17 protein-coding genes are annotated in these 19,246 nt (G+C 71.8%); 5 read left to right on the top strand and 12 right to left on the bottom strand.

The window, feature by feature from the left end; all coding sequences use genetic code 11:
- Positions 1-14: 14 nt before the first annotated feature.
- A complete protein-coding gene (locus ACFY2Q_RS09340; RefSeq protein WP_387128731.1) occupies positions 15-686 on the top strand; it encodes a bifunctional DNA primase/polymerase in 672 nt (223 codons plus the stop codon).
- Between the two features lie 627 nt (positions 687-1,313).
- Here ACFY2Q_RS09340 and ACFY2Q_RS09335 read toward each other — a convergent pair.
- The 5 genes from ACFY2Q_RS09335 to ACFY2Q_RS09315 are packed head-to-tail and all read right to left on the bottom strand — an operon-like array spanning position 1,314 to position 7,626.
- Positions 1,314-2,033 carry an FAD:protein FMN transferase gene (locus tag ACFY2Q_RS09335; protein WP_387129119.1) on the bottom strand — a complete coding sequence of 240 codons (720 nt, stop codon included), beginning with the start codon at positions 2,031-2,033 and terminating at the stop codon, positions 1,314-1,316.
- A gap of 49 nt (positions 2,034-2,082) precedes the next feature.
- The gene (locus ACFY2Q_RS09330) at positions 2,083-2,688 is read right to left on the bottom strand and encodes an FMN-binding protein (protein ID WP_387128730.1); all 606 of its coding nucleotides are present in this window, start codon (positions 2,686-2,688) and stop codon (positions 2,083-2,085) included.
- 11 nt (positions 2,689-2,699) lie between these two features.
- A complete protein-coding gene (locus tag ACFY2Q_RS09325) occupies positions 2,700-4,118 on the bottom strand; it encodes a ferric reductase-like transmembrane domain-containing protein (protein WP_387128729.1) in 1,419 nt (472 codons plus the stop codon).
- Complete coding sequence (locus tag ACFY2Q_RS09320; protein ID WP_387128728.1) at positions 4,115-5,497, bottom strand: DUF1501 domain-containing protein; 1,383 nt, start codon at positions 5,495-5,497, stop codon at positions 4,115-4,117. Before ACFY2Q_RS09320 ends, ACFY2Q_RS09325 begins: the two co-directional genes overlap by 4 nt.
- An 8-nt stretch (positions 5,498-5,505) precedes the next feature.
- Complete coding sequence (locus ACFY2Q_RS09315; protein WP_387128727.1) at positions 5,506-7,626, bottom strand: DUF1800 domain-containing protein; 2,121 nt, start codon at positions 7,624-7,626, stop codon at positions 5,506-5,508.
- A gap of 431 nt (positions 7,627-8,057) precedes the next feature.
- Between ACFY2Q_RS09315 and ACFY2Q_RS09310 the strand changes: the two genes are divergently transcribed.
- A complete protein-coding gene (locus tag ACFY2Q_RS09310; RefSeq protein ID WP_387128726.1) occupies positions 8,058-8,315 on the top strand; it encodes a DUF3040 domain-containing protein in 258 nt (85 codons plus the stop codon).
- Positions 8,316-8,319: 4 nt separating this feature from the next.
- On the opposite strand, the gene ACFY2Q_RS09305 is transcribed toward ACFY2Q_RS09310, so the two are convergent.
- Together ACFY2Q_RS09305 and ACFY2Q_RS09300 are read right to left on the bottom strand one after the other, a co-directional pair.
- Positions 8,320-9,228, bottom strand: a complete 909-nt coding sequence (locus ACFY2Q_RS09305) for an SWIM zinc finger family protein (RefSeq protein ID WP_387128725.1) — start codon at positions 9,226-9,228, stop codon at positions 8,320-8,322.
- Positions 9,228-12,494: an SNF2-related protein gene (locus tag ACFY2Q_RS09300; RefSeq protein WP_387128723.1), complete on the bottom strand. Its 3,267-nt coding sequence runs from the start codon at positions 12,492-12,494 to the stop codon at positions 9,228-9,230. The genes ACFY2Q_RS09305 and ACFY2Q_RS09300 overlap by 1 nt, the downstream gene beginning before the upstream one ends.
- A gap of 253 nt (positions 12,495-12,747) precedes the next feature.
- Here ACFY2Q_RS09300 and ACFY2Q_RS09295 point away from each other — a divergent pair, with 253 nt between their 5' ends.
- Positions 12,748-12,954 (top strand): hypothetical protein, encoded by a 207-nt coding sequence (locus tag ACFY2Q_RS09295; protein WP_357011880.1) that lies wholly within the window; start codon positions 12,748-12,750, stop codon positions 12,952-12,954.
- 8 nt (positions 12,955-12,962) lie between these two features.
- Here the strand turns inward: ACFY2Q_RS09295 and ACFY2Q_RS09290 are convergent, their stop codons facing one another.
- The 5 genes from ACFY2Q_RS09290 to ACFY2Q_RS09270 form a co-directional block, all read right to left on the bottom strand.
- Complete coding sequence (locus ACFY2Q_RS09290; protein ID WP_387128721.1) at positions 12,963-14,105, bottom strand: polysaccharide pyruvyl transferase family protein; 1,143 nt, start codon at positions 14,103-14,105, stop codon at positions 12,963-12,965.
- Positions 14,106-14,166: 61 nt separating this feature from the next.
- On the bottom strand, positions 14,167-14,667 hold the full coding sequence (locus ACFY2Q_RS09285) for a GNAT family N-acetyltransferase (protein ID WP_387128719.1): 501 nt from the start codon (positions 14,665-14,667) through the stop codon (positions 14,167-14,169).
- Between the two features lie 125 nt (positions 14,668-14,792).
- Positions 14,793-15,422 carry an HAD-IA family hydrolase gene (locus ACFY2Q_RS09280; protein WP_387128717.1) on the bottom strand — a complete coding sequence of 210 codons (630 nt, stop codon included), beginning with the start codon at positions 15,420-15,422 and terminating at the stop codon, positions 14,793-14,795.
- A 121-nt stretch (positions 15,423-15,543) separates the two neighbouring features.
- Positions 15,544-16,341: an alpha/beta fold hydrolase gene (locus ACFY2Q_RS09275; RefSeq protein WP_387128716.1), complete on the bottom strand. Its 798-nt coding sequence runs from the start codon at positions 16,339-16,341 to the stop codon at positions 15,544-15,546.
- A gap of 21 nt (positions 16,342-16,362) precedes the next feature.
- A complete protein-coding gene (locus tag ACFY2Q_RS09270) occupies positions 16,363-16,911 on the bottom strand; it encodes a hypothetical protein (RefSeq protein ID WP_387128715.1) in 549 nt (182 codons plus the stop codon).
- Between the two features lie 166 nt (positions 16,912-17,077).
- Here ACFY2Q_RS09270 and ACFY2Q_RS09265 point away from each other — a divergent pair, with 166 nt between their 5' ends.
- Both ACFY2Q_RS09265 and ACFY2Q_RS09260 read left to right on the top strand, forming a co-directional pair.
- Positions 17,078-17,833, top strand: a complete 756-nt coding sequence (locus ACFY2Q_RS09265; RefSeq protein ID WP_387128713.1) for a hypothetical protein — start codon at positions 17,078-17,080, stop codon at positions 17,831-17,833.
- 196 nt (positions 17,834-18,029) lie between these two features.
- A complete protein-coding gene (locus ACFY2Q_RS09260; RefSeq protein ID WP_387128712.1) occupies positions 18,030-19,235 on the top strand; it encodes a hypothetical protein in 1,206 nt (401 codons plus the stop codon).
- The last annotated feature ends 11 nt before the right edge of the window (positions 19,236-19,246 follow it).

Raw genomic sequence — 19,246 nt, 5'->3', positions numbered from 1 at the left:
GGAGATGGCACATCATGTGGCGTAACGTCGGACCGCGCGTCGCCGAACTGTCGCCGTTGGAACGGGTCCGGCTGCGCCGGGTCGCCATCCGGTACGCCGTACACGGATGGGAGGTCACCCCCGGCGCCTGCCTGGCACGCAGCCGGTTCGTGTGCGGCCGCGCCGGCTGTCCCACCGTCGGCTGTCACCCAGCCCTGGAAAACTGGGAGTTGGCCGCGAGCGCCGACCCGGCCCGGGTGGCCACCTGGTGGCGGACCCGCCCACACGGCGTGCTGCTGCCCACCGGGCGGGCCTTCGACGTGCTGGAAGTGCCGGCCCACCTCGGCCGGCAGGTGCTCGACGCGGTGCGGACCCACCCGGCCGGCACCGGCGTACGCGGCCCGGTCCTTGTCACCCCGACCGGCCGGTGGATGTTCCTCGTACGCCCCGGCGATCCGCTCCGGCCAGAGTTGGAGCACTGTTTCCACGTGGTCCGACACGGGCCGGGCTCGTGGATTCCGGCGCCGCCGACCCGGCTGCCCGAGGGGACAGTCCGCTGGGCGGTCGCCCCGGAGCAGGCCCGGTGGCAACTCCCCGACTCCTACCTGGTGCAGAACACGTTGATCGAGACGCTGCGCGCCTCCGGGGTGACGCTCACCCTCGACCTGCTCCCCGGCCACCTGCCACTGCCGCGCCGAGGTATGTGACCCGGCCCGCCTCGGCCGCGCCGGGTCACCCGGGCCGCTTCGCCGCAGCCGTGCCAGGGCATGTGATTCGGTCCGCCGCAGCCGTGCCAGGGCATGTGATTCGGTCCGCCGCAGCCGTGTCGGGTCGCTGGGCCGGTCCGGGCCACCGACCCGATCCGGTGACCGACAGCGTCGCCGGGGCGCCGGTCCTCGTTGAGCAGAGGGACAGCGACCAAGGACAGCGCGAACGCGCGCCACGATCGGGGGAACGATGTCCACGGACGACAGAGCGCCGCAGCCCGGCGGCACCGAGCCGCCCCGCCGCAGCCACCCCGGGCACCGCTGGGCAGGCACGCGGCCCGCTGGCTCCCGCCCCGGCCGCCCCCGCCCCACCGGCACCCGCCCCGCCGGCACCCACCGCCCCGTGCGCTAACCCCGCACCCCCGCGCCGCGCCCTCGCCCGCCCTCCGCCCTCCGCCCTCCGCCCCCGCGATCTTGCACTTTCTGCCCCGACAATCGCCGCATATAGGATGAAACAGCGACCGAAAGTGCAAGATCGCGGGGGTGTGGGGCGCGCGAGGCCCCCGGGGCGCGGGCTCGGGGCGCGCGAGGCCCGGGGCACAAGGGCCCGGGGCGCGAGGGTGCGGGTTAGGTTTTGGGGAGGGTTGGGGAGACGTACTGGCGGGCGTTGTCGGTGATTACCGCGTGGGTGTAGTTGGCGCGGCGGTCCAGCCAATCTATTCCGGCGGTTCCCATGGCCAGGGCTGCGGTGGCGTAGGCGTCGGCGATGCCGAGGTCGGTGCCGACCACTGTCACCGAGCGCAGCCCGTCGGCCGGTACGCCCCGGCGTGGGTCCAGCACGTGCGGACCCCGCTCGTAGATCCCGGACGTGGCTACTGCCAGGTCGGTGCCGGCGAGCACCAGGCAGGTCGCCATCTCATCCCACGGGTGCCGGATGCCGATCCGCCACGGCTCCCCCGACGGGGACAGGCCGCGTACGCGCACGTCGCCGCCGGCGTTGACGCAGTGGTTGCCCGCTCCGGCGGCGAGTAGCCGATCCGAGGCGACCTGTGCCGCCCAGCCCTTGACGAAACCGGACGGGTCGAGCCGACCGGTGGCGTACGCGTCGAAGAACCCGTCGGTGGCGCCCCACAGGTCGGCGCACGCCTCCAACACGAACCGCAGGTCCGCCGACGCTTCGGAGAGCAGCACCTCGCCCCTGTCGAAGCGGCACACCTCGCTGTCGTCCCGGTACGTGCTGAACCGGGCGTCGACCTCGCGCATCCAGCCGAACACCTGGTCGGCCAGTTCGTGCAGGCGCGTGGGCGGCAGGTCGTCGGCGAGGTCCACGGTGATCGCCGTACCCATGATCTGCTCGACCCGGCACAGACCGGGACGGGTGGTCGTTGCCGGCATGTCAGAACGCCTGCTCGATGGCGGCCCGCAGCGACTGCTTGTAGGAGTTGCTGGTCTCGGTGGCGCCGGAGACGGTGTTGAGGTTGGCGCTCTGCTTCTGCACGACCTCGCCGCCGGTGCCGTTGTAGGCGTCCCGCACGTCGCCGCTGTGGATGTCGGATTCGCCGCCGCTGGGCAGCGACAGGGTGGTGGCCTCGATGATCCGGTTGCCGGAGACCACGATCTGCACCTGCACGTACCCGTACTCGTTGTCCACGCCCGGCCCGGTGACCCGGCGGGTGGTCGGTTGGGGCGCCTTGGTGGTGCGCGGCGCGGTCGGCGCCTTCGCTGTGGTGCGGGTGCCGGACGGGCGGGCGGTGGTCTTGCCGGGCTTGGGCGACGCTGGCGCGTCGGCGCTTTGGGAGGGGGCCGGCGTCGGGCCGGCGCCGGGGGCGTCCGGAGCGGCGTCCGGGGCGGCGCTCGGGTCGACGCCCGGGCCGGCGGGGTTGACCGGCTGGGAGGTCGGCAGGTTCTGGGCGGCCGGGGTGATGCCCGGGGAGCCCTTGAGCACCACGAGCGCTGTGGTGCTGGCGGCCAGACCGGTGATCGCGAGCAACGCGCGACGCATGCGATGCCTTCCTACAACTCGAAGGTGGCCAGGTGGATCTGCCGGCGCGGTACGCCGGCCCGGCGCAACGCGCGCACCGACTGCTCGACCAGGCCAGGCGGCCCGCACAGGTAGACGTCGCGGCGGGCCACGTCGGGCACCAGTTGGCGCAGTCCGTCGGGGCTCATGAGCTGGCGGGGGCCGGCGTCGTCGCGGGAGCCGATGACGTACCAGATGGAGGTGTCGCGTTCCTGGGCCAGCCAGTCCAGCTCGCGGCTGAGCAGCACGTCGGCGGGCGTACGGGCCCGGTAGATGAGGGCGGCGCCCGGCGGCAGCTCCTCGAGCATGGCCCGGATGGGCGTGATGCCGCTGCCGCCGGCGATCAGCAGGGCCCGTTCGCGGATCCGGTGCGCGGCGGTGAACGTGCCCGACGGGCCCTGCGCCCAGACGCGGGTGCCCGGGTCCAGGTCGCGCAGGTCGGCGGTGTGCGTGCCGACGACCTTGACGGTGAGCCGCAGCCAGCGGCCGTTGGCTGCGGCCGAGACGGAGAACGGGTGCGACTGCCACCAGCAGCCCCGGGTGAGGAAACGCCAGCGGAAGTGCTGCCCGCCGAGCATCTCCAACCGGCCGAGCCGTTCGCCGGTGAGGTAGATGGAGATGGTGTCCGGGGTCTCGGCGACCACGTCGGCGACGCGCAGCCGGTAGCGCATGTTGAACGCCAGCGGCGCGATCACCCGACCCCAGAGCAGGGCGGCGACCACAAGCACGTAGAGGGCGATCCAGCCGGTGCGCACCGGGCCGGGCCTGTAGAGCTGCGCGCCGTGGGTGAACTGGTGGCCGTAGCCGAGTAGCAGCACCAGATAGCTGGAGCGGTGCAGCAGGTGCCACAGCTCGTAGGGCAGCGCCCGCCGGATCCCCCGCACACTGCTGAACCCGACAAGCATCATGATGCCGATGGCGACGAACGCCGAGACCATGTCCTCGTAGTCGCCGAGCAGCGTGCCCACCTCGGCGACGATCGACTGGTTTCGCAGGTCGGCGTAGCCGACGAGGATCAGCGACATGTGCGCCAACACGGCGACCAGCAGCGTCGCGCCGATGTCGCGGTGCCAGCGGGACAGGTGCTCGCCGCCGATCCACCGTTCCAGCACCGGCAGCCGGCTCATCAGCAGCACCTGCACCAGCAGCAGGTAGCCGGCGATCAGGCCGGTGATCCGGCCCGCCGCGGTGACTGTCGCCGCGGTGCTCCGCAGCGAGCCGGCGGGCGTCCCCAGCCACCAGGGCAGCACGCTGGCGAGCAGCCCGACCAGGAGCAGCACCGCCAGCAACCGCCGGCCGCCGGGTCCGCGCCGCGCCGGGATCTGCGGGGGTACGGGCGCAGCCGACCGGCCGCCGTGCCGGGACGAGGTCCCGGTGCGGCGGCCGGCGGCGTGGGTGTGCGGGTACGTCACGCGTACAGCTTCATCGGGGCGTACTTCATGCGGGGGAACACCTTCTGCACCTCCGCGTTGGTGAGCCCGAACCGGCCCTGGGCGAGTGAGCCGTAGACGTTGAACATGTTGTTGTATTCCGGCACGTCACCGGAGTCGAGCTTGTCAAGGCCGTTCCAGGTCCCGAGCAACGAACCGGCGAGCTTCTTGCCGGACAGGACGGTGATCACGCCACCGTGGCCGTGGTCGGTGCCGCCACCGTTGGAGCCGACCCGACGGCCGAACTCGCTGGACACCATGATCGTCACGTCGGCGGATTGCGGGCCGAGGTCGGTGAAGAACGCGGCCATCGCCTTGGCCAACTCCCCGAGCCGACGGTGCAGTTGGCCGCCCTCGCGGGTGCCCTGGTTCTCGTGGGTGTCGTAGCCGCCCATGCCGACGGTGGCGACCCGGACGTTGGCCCCGCCCTTGATCAGTTGGGCGAGTTGTTGGAACGCCCTGCCGACGCCCTCGTACGTGACGCCCTCGGTGGGCTGGTACGGCTTGGCGGCGAGCTTCTGCGCGGTGGCCAGCGCACCCATGCCCTCCTGCACGGCCTCCTCGACCGGGTGGTTGATCCCTGTGAAGAGCCCCTTGATGGCCTTCTCCGTGGCGGCCCGGAACTTGTCGTCGCCGTTGAGCCGCAGCGAGCCGACGCTGTTCAGCGAGATCGCGCCGTTGTTGCCGACAAGCGAGCGGGGCAGGGTGCTGCCGATGCCGACGCTGCGGAACGCGGTGCCCTTGCCGAGGTTGTCGACAAGGCCGTCCAGCCAGCCCCGGCCGCCTGTCTCGTTGGGCAGCCCACCCAGGTTGCAGGCGTCCGCGGCCTGGAAGTGGCTGCGGGACAGCCGCTCGTCGGAGGCCGCCGGGATGAAGCCCAACTGGCCGGCCTTGAGCCACTGCTCCAGCGGCTTGAAGGCACTTGTCAGCTTGAAGCCCCGGCTCAGGGCGAGCGAGTCGTTGCCGAGCAGCAGGTCGGGGCGGGCCTTGGCGAGCACCGGGTCGTTGTCCGGTGCCACAAGGCTCAGCCCGTCCAGCCCGCCGTAGAGGAAGACGTGGATCAGCGTGCCGGTCTTGGTCGCCGCGAACGACGCCGAGGTGGTGACGAACTGGGCGGTGGCCAGCGCGGTGGCGGTCGCCGCGGCGCCGGCGACGAAGGTCCGCCGGGTGACACCGCGGCCGTCCTGCTGGGCCTCCTCCAGGTTCTCCAGCGTGCGGTAGCGGTCGGCCTCGGCCGCGTTCTCGGCGGCGACGAGGTCGGCCTCGGCGCGCAGCAGCGCCTCCGCCGGGTTGTCGGCCAGTCGCCGCAGGTCGGGGCATTCGGGGTGCAGGGGGAACGAGTTGTACACAGTCTTCTCCATCGGGTGCCTCACCGGAGGTGGTGCTGGGGGGACGCGAGGATCGCCCGCGCGACGGCGGTGATGGCCCCGTTGAACGTGGCATCGACCTTGGCGGTCGCCGGCACGCCGGCCACGCCGAGGATCAGGTTCTTCTCCCGCGCGCTCAGCTTCTGGCCCACCAGACGCAGGGAGAGCGCGTCCACGTACGCCCCGGCGGTGGCCGGCGGCTTGGCGACAAGCTTCTGCGGCGGCGTGTACGTGAAGGCGGTGCGGTAGCCGGCGACGATCTCGCCGGCCTCGTTCCAACCGTTGACCATGGTGCCGGCCGAGGTCCACGCCACGTAGACGTCCGGGTAGCCGTCCGGGGTGGGTTGACCCATCGGGTACTGGCCCAACTCGCGCAGCTTGTCGTGGACCTGCCGCAGGCCCCGGGCGAAGGGGGTTCGCTTGTTGTCGCCGTTGTTGTGCGTCGGCGACGCCTCCGGCCCCACGCCCAGCGTCCGGTAGGTGGCCACCAGGTACTCCATCGGCCGGCGCACCTTCTGGCCCACCGCCGCCCAGAACTCCGAGGAGCTGAACAGCGTCATCAACACCGGCTTGATCATGCCGTTGTTGCTGCTGTACGACTTGGCGAGCCGGTCCACGAGGGACTTCGGCGGGGTGTCCGAGACGAACCGGGTGGCCAGGCTCTGCGCCACGTACTTCGCCGTCGACGGGTGCATCGCGATGTAGGTGATGTACTTGTCGATCGCCGCGTCCACGGCGGCGATCTCCTTGGGCGTCGGGTTGTTGACGTCGCCGATGGCGAAGGTGTTCGGGTGGGTGAAGCCGAGGATCTTCACCTTGCCCATGTAGTGCTGGTTGACGCGCAGGCGGTACTGGCCCTTGTCGTCGACGCCACGGCCGGTCTGCAACATGGCGGCCTGGCGGACGTCGCCCTCCGTGTAGCCGCCGTCGACACCGACCGAGTACAGCTCCAGGTTCTCCCGGGCAAGGTTCTCGTTGATGGCGTCCTTGCGGGAGTCCTTCTGGTTCAGATAGATCAGCAGCGCGGGGTGCTTGTTCGCGGCGACGAGCATCTCCGGGTAGCTGCCAAGCGCGTGCTTGCGCACCACGTCCTTGTCGAACGAGGTGCGGTACGCCTCACCGCCGTCGAAGTCGGCGGCGACGTGCAGGAAGTCGTTCCAGAAGTCGACCATCACCTCGAACAGTTGGCGCTTCGACCAGATCTGCCGTGCCAGGGTGGCGTCGACCACCTCCCGCTCCGGCTGGGCGCCCTGCTCGTTGAGCTTCTCCCGCTGGTCGCGCAGTTGCTGCACGGTGAGCGCCTGGGTGGGCAGCTCGGCGATCTTCAGCTCGGCCTTGCTCGGCTCCAGCTTCTCCGGGTCGAGCTGGGCGCGGATCCAGGCGTCGATGCCCTGCCTCTTGATGTCGGCGACCACTGCGGGCGTCGCGCCGAAGGTGGCCCGCCTGGCAAGGTGCAGGATCGGGTCCTTGGCCAGCACCGTCTTGACCGTCACCTGGGTCGCCGCGGCGGCTGCCGCAGGCCCGGAGAACGTCCGGCCACCGGCGGGCGCGTTCTTCTTCAGCGCGTCCCCGGCCCGGGAGCCCATGTAGCTCTCGTTCTGCTCGGTGTAGGTGCGCACCGTGCTGGGCTGCTGGCCGCTGGGCCGCGCCGCGTTGCCGTCGGTCACCGTGTTGCCGGTCGCGTCGCCGGCCACCGCCTCGTCACCGAAGAGGCCGCGGAACTGCGGGGTCATGGCGAGCGCCGCACCACCGGCCACGACGGCTGCCGTACCGCCGAGCGCGACAATTGCCTTGCGCCGGCCGACCTTGCGGCCCGGCTCGTCGTCATCGTCCAGGGTGGGCAGTCCGCCGCCGGCCGGGCGGGCCGGGACCTGACGACCGAGGCCCTCCGGGCCTACCCACTGCGGCCCGCGCGGGGCGGAAGCGGCGTGTGCGTACCCGTCGCCGTACTGGTCACGCGGGTCGGCCTGTGCCGGGTAGCCGCCCTGGTAGGGGCGGGGCGAGTCGTACCCGTACGACGCGGAGGAGGTGGAGTCGCCGTACCCGTCCGCACTGTGGTGCTGGCGTCCGTCCCAGCCGCGGTCGTCCCGCGGTCGACGTGGTGGCACATTCTGGTCGGCCATGTACCAATCCCGATTTCTGATGAGCGCCGGAAGCTGCGACCGAGCAGGTGCGGCAGGTGCGGCGACTGTTGCCTGAGGGGGTTGCTACGGCAAGGTAACCAAGCACTCAGGTGCCTTCAAGGTGACCTGTTCGCCCTCGTGAGGGCACTTAAGACAGGCCTCACCAGCGTGGTCGTGGCCGGTCCCCCACACGGGTCGGGCTCCGACCTTCCCAGCAGGGCGGACGCCCGGCAGTCGGGTACGGACCGGACCGCGCCGCCGTACGCGACACATTCGGCGTCGTTAACGGGCACAGGCAAACTTAAGGTCGGGATAAGCAGGACATGAGGTGCCCTCACGCGGGGGAAAAGTAGGAGCAGCAGGCGAGCGTGAGCCGCTGCCGCAGCGGGTATGCCGCCGAACCGCTGAACGCGTGAGGGGAAGGCAGCGCCATGCTCAGCAAAGAGGATCAGCGCAGGTTCGACCAGATCACCCGTCAGCTCCGGGAGAGTGACCCGGCCTTCTTCGCCCGGCTCGACCACCGGGTAAGGGCCCGCCGGGGCCGCTATCTGATGTTGTTGACCATCGTGCTGTGGGCGTCGCTTCCGGCGATGGCCGTGTTCGCCGGCCGGTTGGCAGGCGTGATCTGCGCGGTGGTGCTGGTGGCCAACGCGGCGATCATGTGGCGGTTCCGCCGCCGATGGACGTGATGGCTCACCGGTCGGCCGGGCCGAACGCCCGGTACGCGCGACGGAGCCGTTCGAGCAGTCCCGGCCCGCCGATGGCGGGTGCCGGGGGGCCGAGCTGGCGCAGCAGGAGATCCGGCCCGGTCACCAGCCGGGGCGGTCGGTCGGGGAGCGGCACCGGCGGCGCCCAGAACCGGTCCGTCGTCTCGGCAAGTGGGGTCGCCGACAGCCCGGCGAGCGCCCGCGCCGCACCGGCCGACGGCAAAGAGCCCATACCGGAACGACTACCGTCCATGATGGACGCCGTGTCGGCAGGCGGGGTGGTGGCCGCCGCACCGGTGGCCTCGGCCCGGCGGGCGCGCAACTGGTCGAGCAGCTCCGCACGGGACCGCCCGCGCCAGTGCAGCAGCTCGAACGGGTCCGCGTCGAACGCCTCGGCCAGCAGATAGAAGGTCGCCGCGAGGTGCTTGCACGGCACCGCGAAGTCGGGGCAGTTGCAGCGCTGGGTCAGCTCGTCCACGCTGCCCGGGAAGAGCGGCGCGCCGGCCGCCGCGAACAGCTCCTCCAACTCGTCGGGCAGGTCCCCGGCGAGCAGCCGGGCGCTGAAGAACGCCTGCCCGGCCAACTCCGCCTCGACCTGGGACCACAGCGCGGGCGGAAACGCGGCAAGGGCGATGGACACCTCGTACGGGCGCGGCCGGGAACCCTGCACCTCGGCGGTGACCCGGCCGGGCGCGATGTCGAGCCGGAGCACCTGCCCGGCCCGCGCGTACGAGCGGCCGCGGGTCAGCCGGGTGCCGAGCGCAAACGACTCCAGCACCTCCAGGAACCGCCGCGACCACCAGGATCGCCCGATCGCGCCTCGGGCGCTGCGTGCCCGCAGACCCCCGTCGACCCGGCGGGGACGGCCGTAGTCAGCGAACCGATCGGTGCTCACTACTCCACCACCGCGCCGGCTTCCAGGGCGAACAGCTCCCGCAGCTGACCGGTGGACAGCTCGGTGATCCACTGCTCGCCGGTGCCAACCACCCGCTCGGCGAGGGCACGCTTATCGTTGATCATCGCGGCCACCTTCTCCTCCACGGTGCCGGCGCAGACGAACTTGCGCACCTGCACCCGCCGGCGCTGCCCGATCCGGAACGCCCGGTCGGTGGCCTGGTCCTCCACCGCCGGGTTCCACCACCGGTCCACGTGCACCACGTGGTTGGCGGCGGTGAGGGTTAGCCCGGTGCCGCCCGCCATGAGCGAGAGGACGAACAGCGGCGGCCCGTCCGCCGACTGGAAGCGCTGCACCATGGCGTCGCGCTCCGCCTTGCCGACCCCACCGTGCAGGAACAGCACCTCCCGGCCGAACCGCGCCGACAGGTGCCCGCGCAGCATCGCGCCGAACTCGGCGTACTGCGTGAACAGCAGCGCCCGCTCCCCCGCCGCGAGCACCTCCTCCACGATCTCGGTCAGCCGGGCCAGCTTGCCGGAGCGGCCGTCCAGCGGCGAGCCGTCGCGCAGCAGTTGGGCCGGGTGGTTGCAGACCTGCTTGAGCCGGGTCATGGTGGCCAGCACCAGACCTCGGCGTTCGATGCCCTCGCTGGACTCGATCCGGGCAAGCATGTCGTCGACGACCACCTGATAGAGGGCGGCCTGCTCGGCGGTGAGGTTGCAGAGCACCTCCATCTCCAACTTCTCCGGCAGGTCGGAGATGATCGACGAGTCGGTCTTGAGCCGGCGCAGCACGAACGGGCCGGTGATCCGGCGCAGTCGTTCGGCGGCCTCGGCGTCGCCGTGGCGCTCGATCGGCTCGGCGAACCGCTTCCGGAACGTCGCGGCCGGCCCGAGCAGCCCCGGATTGGCGAACTGCATGATCGACCACAGGTCGGCGAGCCGGTTCTCCACTGGCGTACCGGTCACCGCCACCCGCTGCCGGGCGGGCAGCGCGCGGACCGCCTCGGCCTGCCGGGTCGACGCGTTCTTGATCGCCTGCGCCTCGTCCACCACCACCCGGTGCCAGTCGATGCCGGCCAGGTCGACGGCGTCGCGGGCCGCCACCGAGTAGGTCGTGAGAACCAGGTCCGCGCCGTGCGCGGCCGCCGTAAACTCTGCCCCTCGCGCCCGTTCCGCACCATGGTGTACGTGCACCCGCAGCCCCGGCGTGAACTTCGCCGCCTCCCGCTGCCAGTTGCCGACAAGCGACATCGGACAGACCAGCAGGGTCGGCCCGGCCTCCGGCGGATCCCCGGCCAGCAGCGCGAGCAGCTGCACGGTCTTGCCCAGCCCCATGTCGTCGGCGAGCACACCGCCCAGCCCGAGCGACCGCAGGAAGGCCAGCCAGGCCAACCCACGCCGCTGGTACGGCCGCAGCGTCCCCACGAAGCCCGGCGGCGGATCGAGCGGGGTGAGCCGGCGCTCGACCGCACCGGCGAGCAGGTCGCCCAGCGCCCCGTCGGCCGTCACCTCCAGCACCGGCAGCGCCCCGGTGTCGTCGCCGTCGGTCAGTCCGAGGCGGAGCAGGTCGGCGACTGTCAGCTCGCCGGCCGACCGGAGCAGCCGCAGCCCGGCGGCGAGCCGGCCCGGATCCAGCTCCACCCAGCGGCCGCGCAGGCGTACCAGCGGGGTCTTCAACTCGGCAAGCGCCGCCAACTCGTCGGCGGACAGCGGCTGGTCGCCGAGCGCCACCTCCCAGCGGTAGTCGACGAGCGCGTCCAACCCGACGCCGGACTCGGTGCCGGCCACCGTGCCGGGCGCGGTACGGCTGCGGGCGCGCAGCCGGGCGCCGAGCCGCGCCGACGGGCGCTGCCACCAGGACGGCAGCAGCACCCCGAAGCCGGCGGCGTGCAGCACCGGGGCGCCCTCGCTGAGGAACCGGTGCGCGCCCTCGATGTCCAGCTCCATCGCCTCGGGTGCGGCGGTACGCAGCGCGGCGTCCAGCTCCGGCCAGAGGCGGCTACCCCGGCCCAGCTCGGCGAGCAGGGTCTCCTGCGGGCTGGTCGTAGCGCCGGCCGGACCGTCGAGTGTCTGCGGCGCGCGCCAGATCTGCCCGGCGTCGACGTGCAGGCCGGGCTCGTCGGCCGCCTGCAACCCGAACTCCAGCCGCCACCGCCCGCCACCGGCCAGATCGTCCAGGACCAGCCCGTCCTCGACCAGGCTGGTAGCGGCGGGGCCGCCGTCGGCCGGTGCCGGGCGGGTGGCCAGGATCGGTTCGGTGACCTCGTCGGGGGCCGGTTCCACCAGGCGGAAGCTGGCCCGGACCGCCCCGCCTGCCGCGTCCCGCTGCCAGTCGTCCAACTCGGCGCGGAGGGTGGCCAGCGCCGCCGGGTCGACGGTGAAGTCGCGGCGCGGGCCGGCGAGCGCCGCCAGCCAGGCCGGCGCGGGCCCACCCGGACGCAGCCCTCGGGCCAGCGTGGTGGTCGCCAGCGCACCCCGGGCGGCGGCGTCGGTAAGCGCGTCGAGCGCGTCCGCGACCAACGCACCAGCGGTCAGCTCGGCATAGTCCGCTCGAGGCGCGGCCGACGCGGTCCCCTCCGGCGTGGCGGGCGCGGCGGCTCGGGCGGCCGGCGGGAGGGCCAGTGCCAGCGACCGCGCCCAGGCGGCGTCGGTGCCGGTCAGCAGGGGACGCCAGACGGCCTGTGCCGTCACCGTCACCTCCACCTCTGCTGATCGCGTCGCGCGACCAACAGCCGGTCGGCGCTGCGGCTCGGCCACGCCGGCACCTGATGACGTTGCGCCTGCCGCCGTGCTGACGCCGGGCAGGACACGACCCCGGGTGACCAGGTCGGCGGCGAAGTCGGCCAGCTCCGCGAGGAGGCGCAGGGTGGCCCCGGGCACCACCGGGAGGTCGTCCAGGGCACGGAGCAGAGGAAGGGCGTCGTCTGGGGCGTACACCAGGATGGGGACCCGCCACCCGGCAAGGGTGAGCCGGCCGCGGGCCGGGGGTGCGACGGCGGTCCGGATCAGTTCGGGTGAGTCGGTCGGCGCGCCCGCCCGTGTCGGCAGGGTGAGCAGCGCGGTGTCCGGGCGGGCCGGTTCGGCGGCCTCGGCGAGGACGGCGGCCAGGTCGGCGTGGCCGGCGGCGAACGGGTGCGGGCGTTCCCGGGGCGGCCGGCCGGCGCGCAGCGTGGTGGCGGCCGGGGCGGTGCTGTCCTCCGCCCAGACGGCGAGGCCGGCGGACGCGCCGTCGCCGGGCAGCCACAGCCCGTGGATGACAAGCACTGCTCCCCCTCGTCGCCGCCCGCGCCCAGGATAGGCGGCCTGGGGCGAGAGGGCGTCCGCGCCCACCGTTCGACACGCGCGGGCTGAGCCGCAGCCGGGCCGATGATCGACGCGATATCGCTGATATCGCGGTGTCCGGGTCGACGGGACACCCCGACTTCACCGATCCCGTGGTGATCAGGCTGCTGCGCCGCACCGTCGCGCTGCCCCGCTATCCGCTGCGCGCGGACGGCACGGCAGGCAGGATGGGCGCATGGCTTCCTCCGTGCAGATCCTCCTCGTCGGCGGCGCGGCGGACGGGCAGACCGTGACCGTCGAGCTGGACAGCAACGGCCGCCCGCCCCTCACCCACCACCACCTCGGGTCCGGTGGGTTGGCCGAGGCGCAGATCTACGAGTTGGAGTCCGCCCGCGAGGAAGCCCGCGAGTGGCGCTACAGGTGGACCGGCCCGGCGGTCTGACAGTCGATTCAGACCCGGGTGAGGGTCCTGTTGCGCAGGCTCTCCAGCACGGCGCGGGTGACCTCCGAGGTGCCTCGGGCCTGTTCGCAGACCTCGGCCACCCGCCGGGCGGTGGCCTCGGCACGCGCCTCGCGCTCGTCCCAGAGCCTGTCGACCTCGGCCAGCAGCGGGCCCTCGACCTCCCGCTCCACGCCGCGCAGCGCCGGCACACCGAGCCGCTGGGCCAGGTCGAAGACCTTACCGGCGTACGGCAGCGGCAGGAACGGCGTGCCCACCATCGCCGCGAAGATCAGGAAGTGCAGGCGCATGCCGACGGCCAGGTCGAAGTGGCGCATCAGCCCGAGGATCTGCTCCGGCGAGTACGTGCCGTGCAGGATCCGCCCCCGCTCGGCGGCCACCATGTGTGACAGCACCCCGTGCGAGTGCCTGATGTCGTCGCGTTCCATCGGGACGAACAGCACGTACGCGTCGATCCGGTGCACCAGGAAGTCGCCGATCTGGGCCAGCAGCCGGTGGTAGCCGTCGACGTCGAGGCGTTCGGCGGCTCGTCCCGGCTCCCGCACGCTGATCCCGACAAGTGGCTTACCGACCGGCACGCCCTCCTCGGCCAGCAGGTGGGCCGGGAAATCCGCCGGCTTCAACAGGAACGCCGGGTCCGCGGTGACAGTGATCGGGTTGAGCAACCCGGCCTCCTCCAGCACCATCCGGGACTCCTGGTCACGGACGGTAACCTGCACGGCGCTGGCGAGCGTCTCCCGGACCATGCCGGTGTCCACCGAGTCGCTGAGCGGCCCGACCCCCACCGCGTACGTGATCAGGGGTAGACCTCGCTCCTGCGCGACCCGGACGACCCGCAGGTAGCGGCGGGCCTCCCGGTCGTAGAGGATGCCACCACCGCCCAGGATGAGCAGGTCGAGCTGGGCCAGGACCAGCGCCGAGTCGGTGCGGCTGACGCCCTCCCAGGGCACCGCCTCCACATCCGGGTGGGCGGCCCGGGTGTGGTCCGGGTTGCGGGAAAAGACGATGATCCGGGCGTTCGGCTCCTGCGTGCGCAGATCGGTGAGCAGGCCGGTGAGGATCGCCTCGTCACCGAGGTTCCGACCACCGTACGAGCCGAGCACACCGATAGTCAGTCCGGCGCCATGCGTCATCCGTCGCTCCTCCCGGGTGCGGTCCGGCGCGGTTTCCCGCTGGACGGACGAACAGTCCTGCTCAGGGGACCGGCGTCGCCCCCACGTCGATCGGCTTGGCCATCTGCTGCGCGGTGACCTGGAAGCCGAGGCTCTGATAGAGCCCGATCGCCACCGTGTTCGTGCCGAAGACGTTGAGCCCCAGCTCGGGCACCCCCAGTTGGGCGAGTTCCGCCTCGATGAGCTGGATCATCCGTCGCGCGTACCCCCGTCCCCGGTGCGCCGGATGCACCTCGATGTTGTGGATCCAGGCCCGGGTGCCGTCGGTGGCTCCGGCCGCGCCGGGCAGGGTCACCCAGATCCAGCCGACCTCGGTGTCGCCGACCCGCGCCAGCCGCAGCAGCACCCCCTCGGTGGCCGCGCCCGCCGGCAGCCCTTCCCGCAGCTGCTGCGCCGACCGCTCCCGGGCCGCCTGCGGGGTCATGCCCCGGTGCGCGACCAGATCCTCGGCATAGCCCACCTCCAGCGGTTCCCACAGCCGGGCGAGTTCCTGCTCCGTCATCGGCGTCAATGTCAGCTCCACCGGGGCCTCCCCTTCGATATCTGAGCCCAGCGGGTAGTGCAGCAGAACCCCGCACACGCCGCCACCGTGATACCCGCGGCGGGGCTTTTCCTGTCCGCTCCCGGTGCCGTACTGCGGCGCTGGGGTCAGCGTGCCGTGGGTGCCGACAGCAGTCCGTCCGCCAGTTGCGTCAGGTCGACCAGCCGCAGGTCGCCGTCGAGTCCCTTCAGCGCCGCGGTCAGCGCGCCAGCCGCGCGCCCGGCCTGTAGCCCGACCTCGGCGTCCTCGACGACAAGGCACCGCGTCGGCGGCACGTCGAGCAACGCGGCGGCGCGCAGGTAGCCCTCCGGGTCCGGCTTACCCACGCGTACGTCCTCCACGGTGACAAGCACCGGCGTGGTGATGCCTGCGGCACCGAGCCGGGCCTGGGCCAGCCGGACGTCGGCGCTTGTCACCACGGCCCAGGGCAACCCCAAACGGCCGAGGACAGCCAACACCTCGTGTGCGCCCGGGGTGGGCGTCACGTCCGACAGGTCGTCGTACTGCAATGCCAACTGCCGGGCCGCCGCCACGGCGACCGCCGCGTCGTCGAGCGCGGGCAGCAACCGGCGAATGGTCTGATCGGCGGGCCTGCCGTGCGCGATGGCCAACGCTGCCGCCGGGTCGACGGCGTACTCGGCCGCCCACCGCTCCCACGCCCGCTCCACGGCGGCGTCGGAGTCGACAAGCGTGCCATCCATGTCGAACAGCACCGCGTCGATGTCCGCCAGCTGCATGATCACACTCCCCGAATACGCTCCGTCACGAGGATAGGGCGCCGCCGATCGGGCCTCCGACCAGGTGCCACCGTCGCGCCCTGCACCACACCGACGGCACCGGCCTCGACCGGCTCGGGGGTCAGGCGGGCGCGCCGACCTGGTGGGTGAGGAACGGCAGCACCGCCGCCGGCAGGGCTGGCGCGCCGATGATGTCGTAGTGCGTGTGCCCGGGCAGCACGGCCAGTCGGGCCGCCGGCCGGTCGGTGCCGTCCCAGCCGGCGTCGCGGTGCCCGCCGCCGAGCAGCCCGTAGAACTCCGCCACGTGACGGGTAGGAATCGAGTCGGCGTCGGCGAACACAAGCATCGTCGGCATGCTCAGTCGGGCCACCTCGGGCGACCAGTCGTAGTCACGGCGCAGCAGGTCACCGCTCTTGGCCCAGAACCGCGGCCAGTCCTGCGGGCGCGGGGCGACCCGCTCGTAGAGCAGGTGCGGTGGCGTCCCGCGCATCTGCTCACCGGCGCGCTCGTCCTGGGCGGCCATGGCGGCCAGCACCTCCGGATACCAACCGGCGCGCTTGCACGGCGTGGAGACCAGCACCAGCCTGTGCACCAGCGCCGGATGCTGGATGGCGGTACGCAGCGCGACACCGCCACCCAGCGAGAAGCCCAGCACGTCGGATGTGGACAGGTCGAGGTGCCCGAGCAGCGCGGCGACGTCGTCGGCCGTCGTCTCGTAGCGCAGCGGCCTGTCGACGTCGGCGGTGCGCCCGTGACCCTGCAGGTCGACCGCGACGACCCGGCGTCGCTCGGCAAGCGCCGGCACGATCGGTGCGAACATCTCCACCGACCCGTAGCCGCCGTGCAGCAACACCAGCGGCCGTCCCGTGCCGTGCGACTCGTACCAGAGCCGCAGCCCGTTGACCTGCGCGTAGCTCACCCGGCCCCCCGCTTCTCGGCGTCACCCGTCCCGATCCAACACGGGACGGGTGACGTCGACGTACGCAACGCGCCGATCCGTCCGTACCTCGATCGCGGCCAGCCAACGTTCCCGGTGCCTCTCGCGTAGCGGCACCACCGCGTCGCCCGGCTCGTCGCCCAGCCGGCGCTGCTCGGCGTACTCCGTCGTGAGGCTGCTCTGCACCGACCGGGCCGCCGCCGCGACGTCCGCCGGGCCTTCCAGCAACACCAGGTTGTACGCCTCGTCCACGGCGCGCATCGCCGCGTACGTCTCGTCGTAGCCGGGCGTGGACCCGTCCCCGGCAGGCTCGACCCACCGCCGGTCCAGCCGCCGGTACGCCCGGTCGCAGGCGCTCAGGAACCCGACGTACGCCTCGCGTCGCAGCTCGTCGCGGCGGGTCGCCCGCCGCTCGGCGCTCTCCTGGCGGGCCAGGCTGAGCTGGTGGGCGAGTTGCCGGCGGGTGCTGAACGCGCCGACCAGCCCGGTCAGGGCCGCAGCGGCCAAGGTGGACAGTGCGGTGATCAGCGCGACGGCGACAGTGTCCTGCACGCGCCCATCATTGCGGTGACCCGCACAGAGGTCCCCATCGGGAGCGAACGTCCAACTCTCGAACCGTCCCCCGCGTACCGCAGGTGCTGGCGCCTACCGCAGTCGCGGCGAAAGCCAGGCCGGGACGGCGCCCGACATGTTGCCCGGGTCGCCTACGGTGCCACGCATGTCCCCTCGCGTGGCGCGCCTGCTCATCTGGCCCTTCGCGGTGACCGCGCTCACCCTCCGGGTCTGCGCCGAGTTGTGGTTCAAGCCGGTGACCTGGCGGATCGATCCGAGTGGCGTCGCCTTCCTGGTCTGGGCGGCCGTCCACGCCGCCTGCTTGCTGGTGCCGTGGGCCGGGCACGCCCTGCTCACCAGACGGGTGCGCCAGCGGCCGGCGACCTTGGAGGTGACGGCCGGGGCGGAGAATTTCGTCGCGTCGGCCAGCCCGCGCTGGCTCGGCCCCTGGGTGATCCTCATCGGCTGGCTGGCCGGGGGTGCCGTGTTGACCGAGCGGGTTCCGGGCGCGGACCGCGTGCGGCTCGCCGAGATACCCGGCGTCCTCGCCGTGAGCATCGCCGTCCCGGCCGTCGTCCTGGCAGCCATGGCGGCCGTGCTGCTGCTGGACCGACCGCGCCTGATCCTGGACCGGGACGGCATCACCAAGCAGGGCCTGACCCGACGCACCCATCTCCGCTGGGACCGGCTGCTTCCGGGCGGACCACCGTCACCGGCCCGGCGCACCGCGAACCTCACCCTCATGCAACAGCCGGCGACGCCGGGCCGCCCACCCGTACCGTTTTCGCTGCCGATGGCGCCACTGCACGTCGATCCGACATTCCTCGCGGAAACGATCCGCCACTACGTCGAGCACCCCGAGCACCGGTCGGCCATCGGCACGCAACACGAGCTGGATCGGGTACGGGTACGTTGCTCGTAGGCTCGCCCCGGAGTCAAATATCCGACGCTGGCGATGCAGACGAGATCTCGGCCGCCGGTCGTGTTCAGAATTGTCCCACTTCTCTGCCGGCTCTTGGATTCAAGCCGTACGCGACAAGTTTTCATCCGCCGTTAGGATGCAGCACCCGAGGCAGCCACACCGGCGGAGAGCACAGATGCTTGGAGCTAAGAGATCGGTGAGGACGAAGCTGACGATCTGGCGCTACCGCCTGTGGCGCTTCCGACTCACCACCGTCGGCATTGTCTTGGCCTCGTTCGGCGCAGCAACCGCCCTGGTCAATCCGCCTCGGACAGTTAGCGTGGCTGCGGGACTTGCTGGCGCTACCCTCTCCTTCATGGAGACCCGGGCCAACCGCCGCCGCTCAGAGGAATTGCGGTTCCAGCCGCGAGAGGGCGACAAATACAAGGACGTTGTAGATCAGTCGGCCGCCCTCGGCCCGAGCATAGAAAGCGCCCGAGACGTAGGAATAATGCTGTCTCGGGAGAACGCCGAACTCCGCAAACGACCCATCCGCGCCATTCTCCAAACCCCAGACTACGTGCTTCCCCGTGACTTAAGGACCTGGTCCCTTGACTATCTGACCCGCCGCGCCAAGACCGGGAAGATTTACAACGACCGCGTGCTCTGCCTGGCATCGGATCTTCTGGGCGACGACGTCGCCAATCTGAGAGCGGCCCGCTACTTCGACTTCCTGTGCAGCAACCTGCTCGCACCCCTGGATGTCTGGCAGGTGGGGCGCAAGAGCCCCGCCCTGCGTGGTCGTGATCTCATCCTCGACCCCGAGGGACGGCTGATCCCCTTCAGGCGCAGCCGTCTCGCGAACATCATCGGCGTATCGACGCTTGCCTTCACCACCGATGGGCAATTGCTCCTTGTGTCGCAGACCCCCGAGAACATGGGCAGTCCCGGCTTGCTTGCCCCGTCCGGATCGGGTGCACTCGAACCCAAGGACATGCCTCACAACATGGCCGACTGGACGATCCAAACAATTGTCATCAACGGGGCCGAGCGCGAGCTACAGGAAGAATGCCACCTGGAAGCGAATGAGATACGGCGCAGCGCTGTCGTTGGCCATGGTCGTTGGATCAGCCGGGGAGCCATGCCCGAATTCTGCGCAGCAACCCTCCTCAGACTCACCGGTGACCAGATGCTCGACCGGTCAGTGCGGCGGGTGGAGCGGTCTTTCGTCCACGAAGTCATGCCGGTCACCCTCGCACCTGTGCGACTGTGGGACCCTCGTCGGCCGCTTGAGATGCTGCCGCGCAAGCACCGGGATGCGGTTTCCTGGCCTCTGGCACTTGGGCTGGCTTCCCTCGCAGAGTGCGTCAATGACGAATCGTGGCCCCTGCGTAATGAACTGATATCCCGACTGACCGATTAGACCCGCTGCAG

The organism is Micromonospora sp. NPDC000316, from assembly GCF_042898885.1.
Lineage (GTDB): Bacteria > Actinomycetota > Actinomycetes > Mycobacteriales > Micromonosporaceae > Micromonospora.
This window is presented reverse-complemented; position numbering and strand designations above follow the sequence as displayed.

Bases quoted from the DNA above. Each gene is read 5' to 3' on its own strand.
- ACFY2Q_RS09340 (WP_387128731.1), top strand. From the start codon at position 15: ATGTGGCGTAACGTCGGACCGCGCGTCGCCGAACTGTCGCCGTTGGAA.
- ACFY2Q_RS09335 (WP_387129119.1), bottom strand. From the start codon at position 2,033: ATGGGTACGGCGATCACCGTGGACCTCGCCGACGACCTGCCGCCCACG.
- ACFY2Q_RS09330 (WP_387128730.1), bottom strand. From the start codon at position 2,688: ATGCGTCGCGCGTTGCTCGCGATCACCGGTCTGGCCGCCAGCACCACA.
- ACFY2Q_RS09320 (WP_387128728.1), bottom strand. From the start codon at position 5,497: ATGGAGAAGACTGTGTACAACTCGTTCCCCCTGCACCCCGAATGCCCC.
- ACFY2Q_RS09315 (WP_387128727.1), bottom strand. From the start codon at position 7,626: ATGGCCGACCAGAATGTGCCACCACGTCGACCGCGGGACGACCGCGGC.
- ACFY2Q_RS09310 (WP_387128726.1), top strand. From the start codon at position 8,058: ATGCTCAGCAAAGAGGATCAGCGCAGGTTCGACCAGATCACCCGTCAG.
- ACFY2Q_RS09295 (WP_357011880.1), top strand. From the start codon at position 12,748: ATGGCTTCCTCCGTGCAGATCCTCCTCGTCGGCGGCGCGGCGGACGGG.
- ACFY2Q_RS09290 (WP_387128721.1), bottom strand. From the start codon at position 14,105: ATGACGCATGGCGCCGGACTGACTATCGGTGTGCTCGGCTCGTACGGT.
- ACFY2Q_RS09280 (WP_387128717.1), bottom strand. From the start codon at position 15,422: ATGCAGCTGGCGGACATCGACGCGGTGCTGTTCGACATGGATGGCACG.
- ACFY2Q_RS09265 (WP_387128713.1), top strand. From the start codon at position 17,078: ATGTCCCCTCGCGTGGCGCGCCTGCTCATCTGGCCCTTCGCGGTGACC.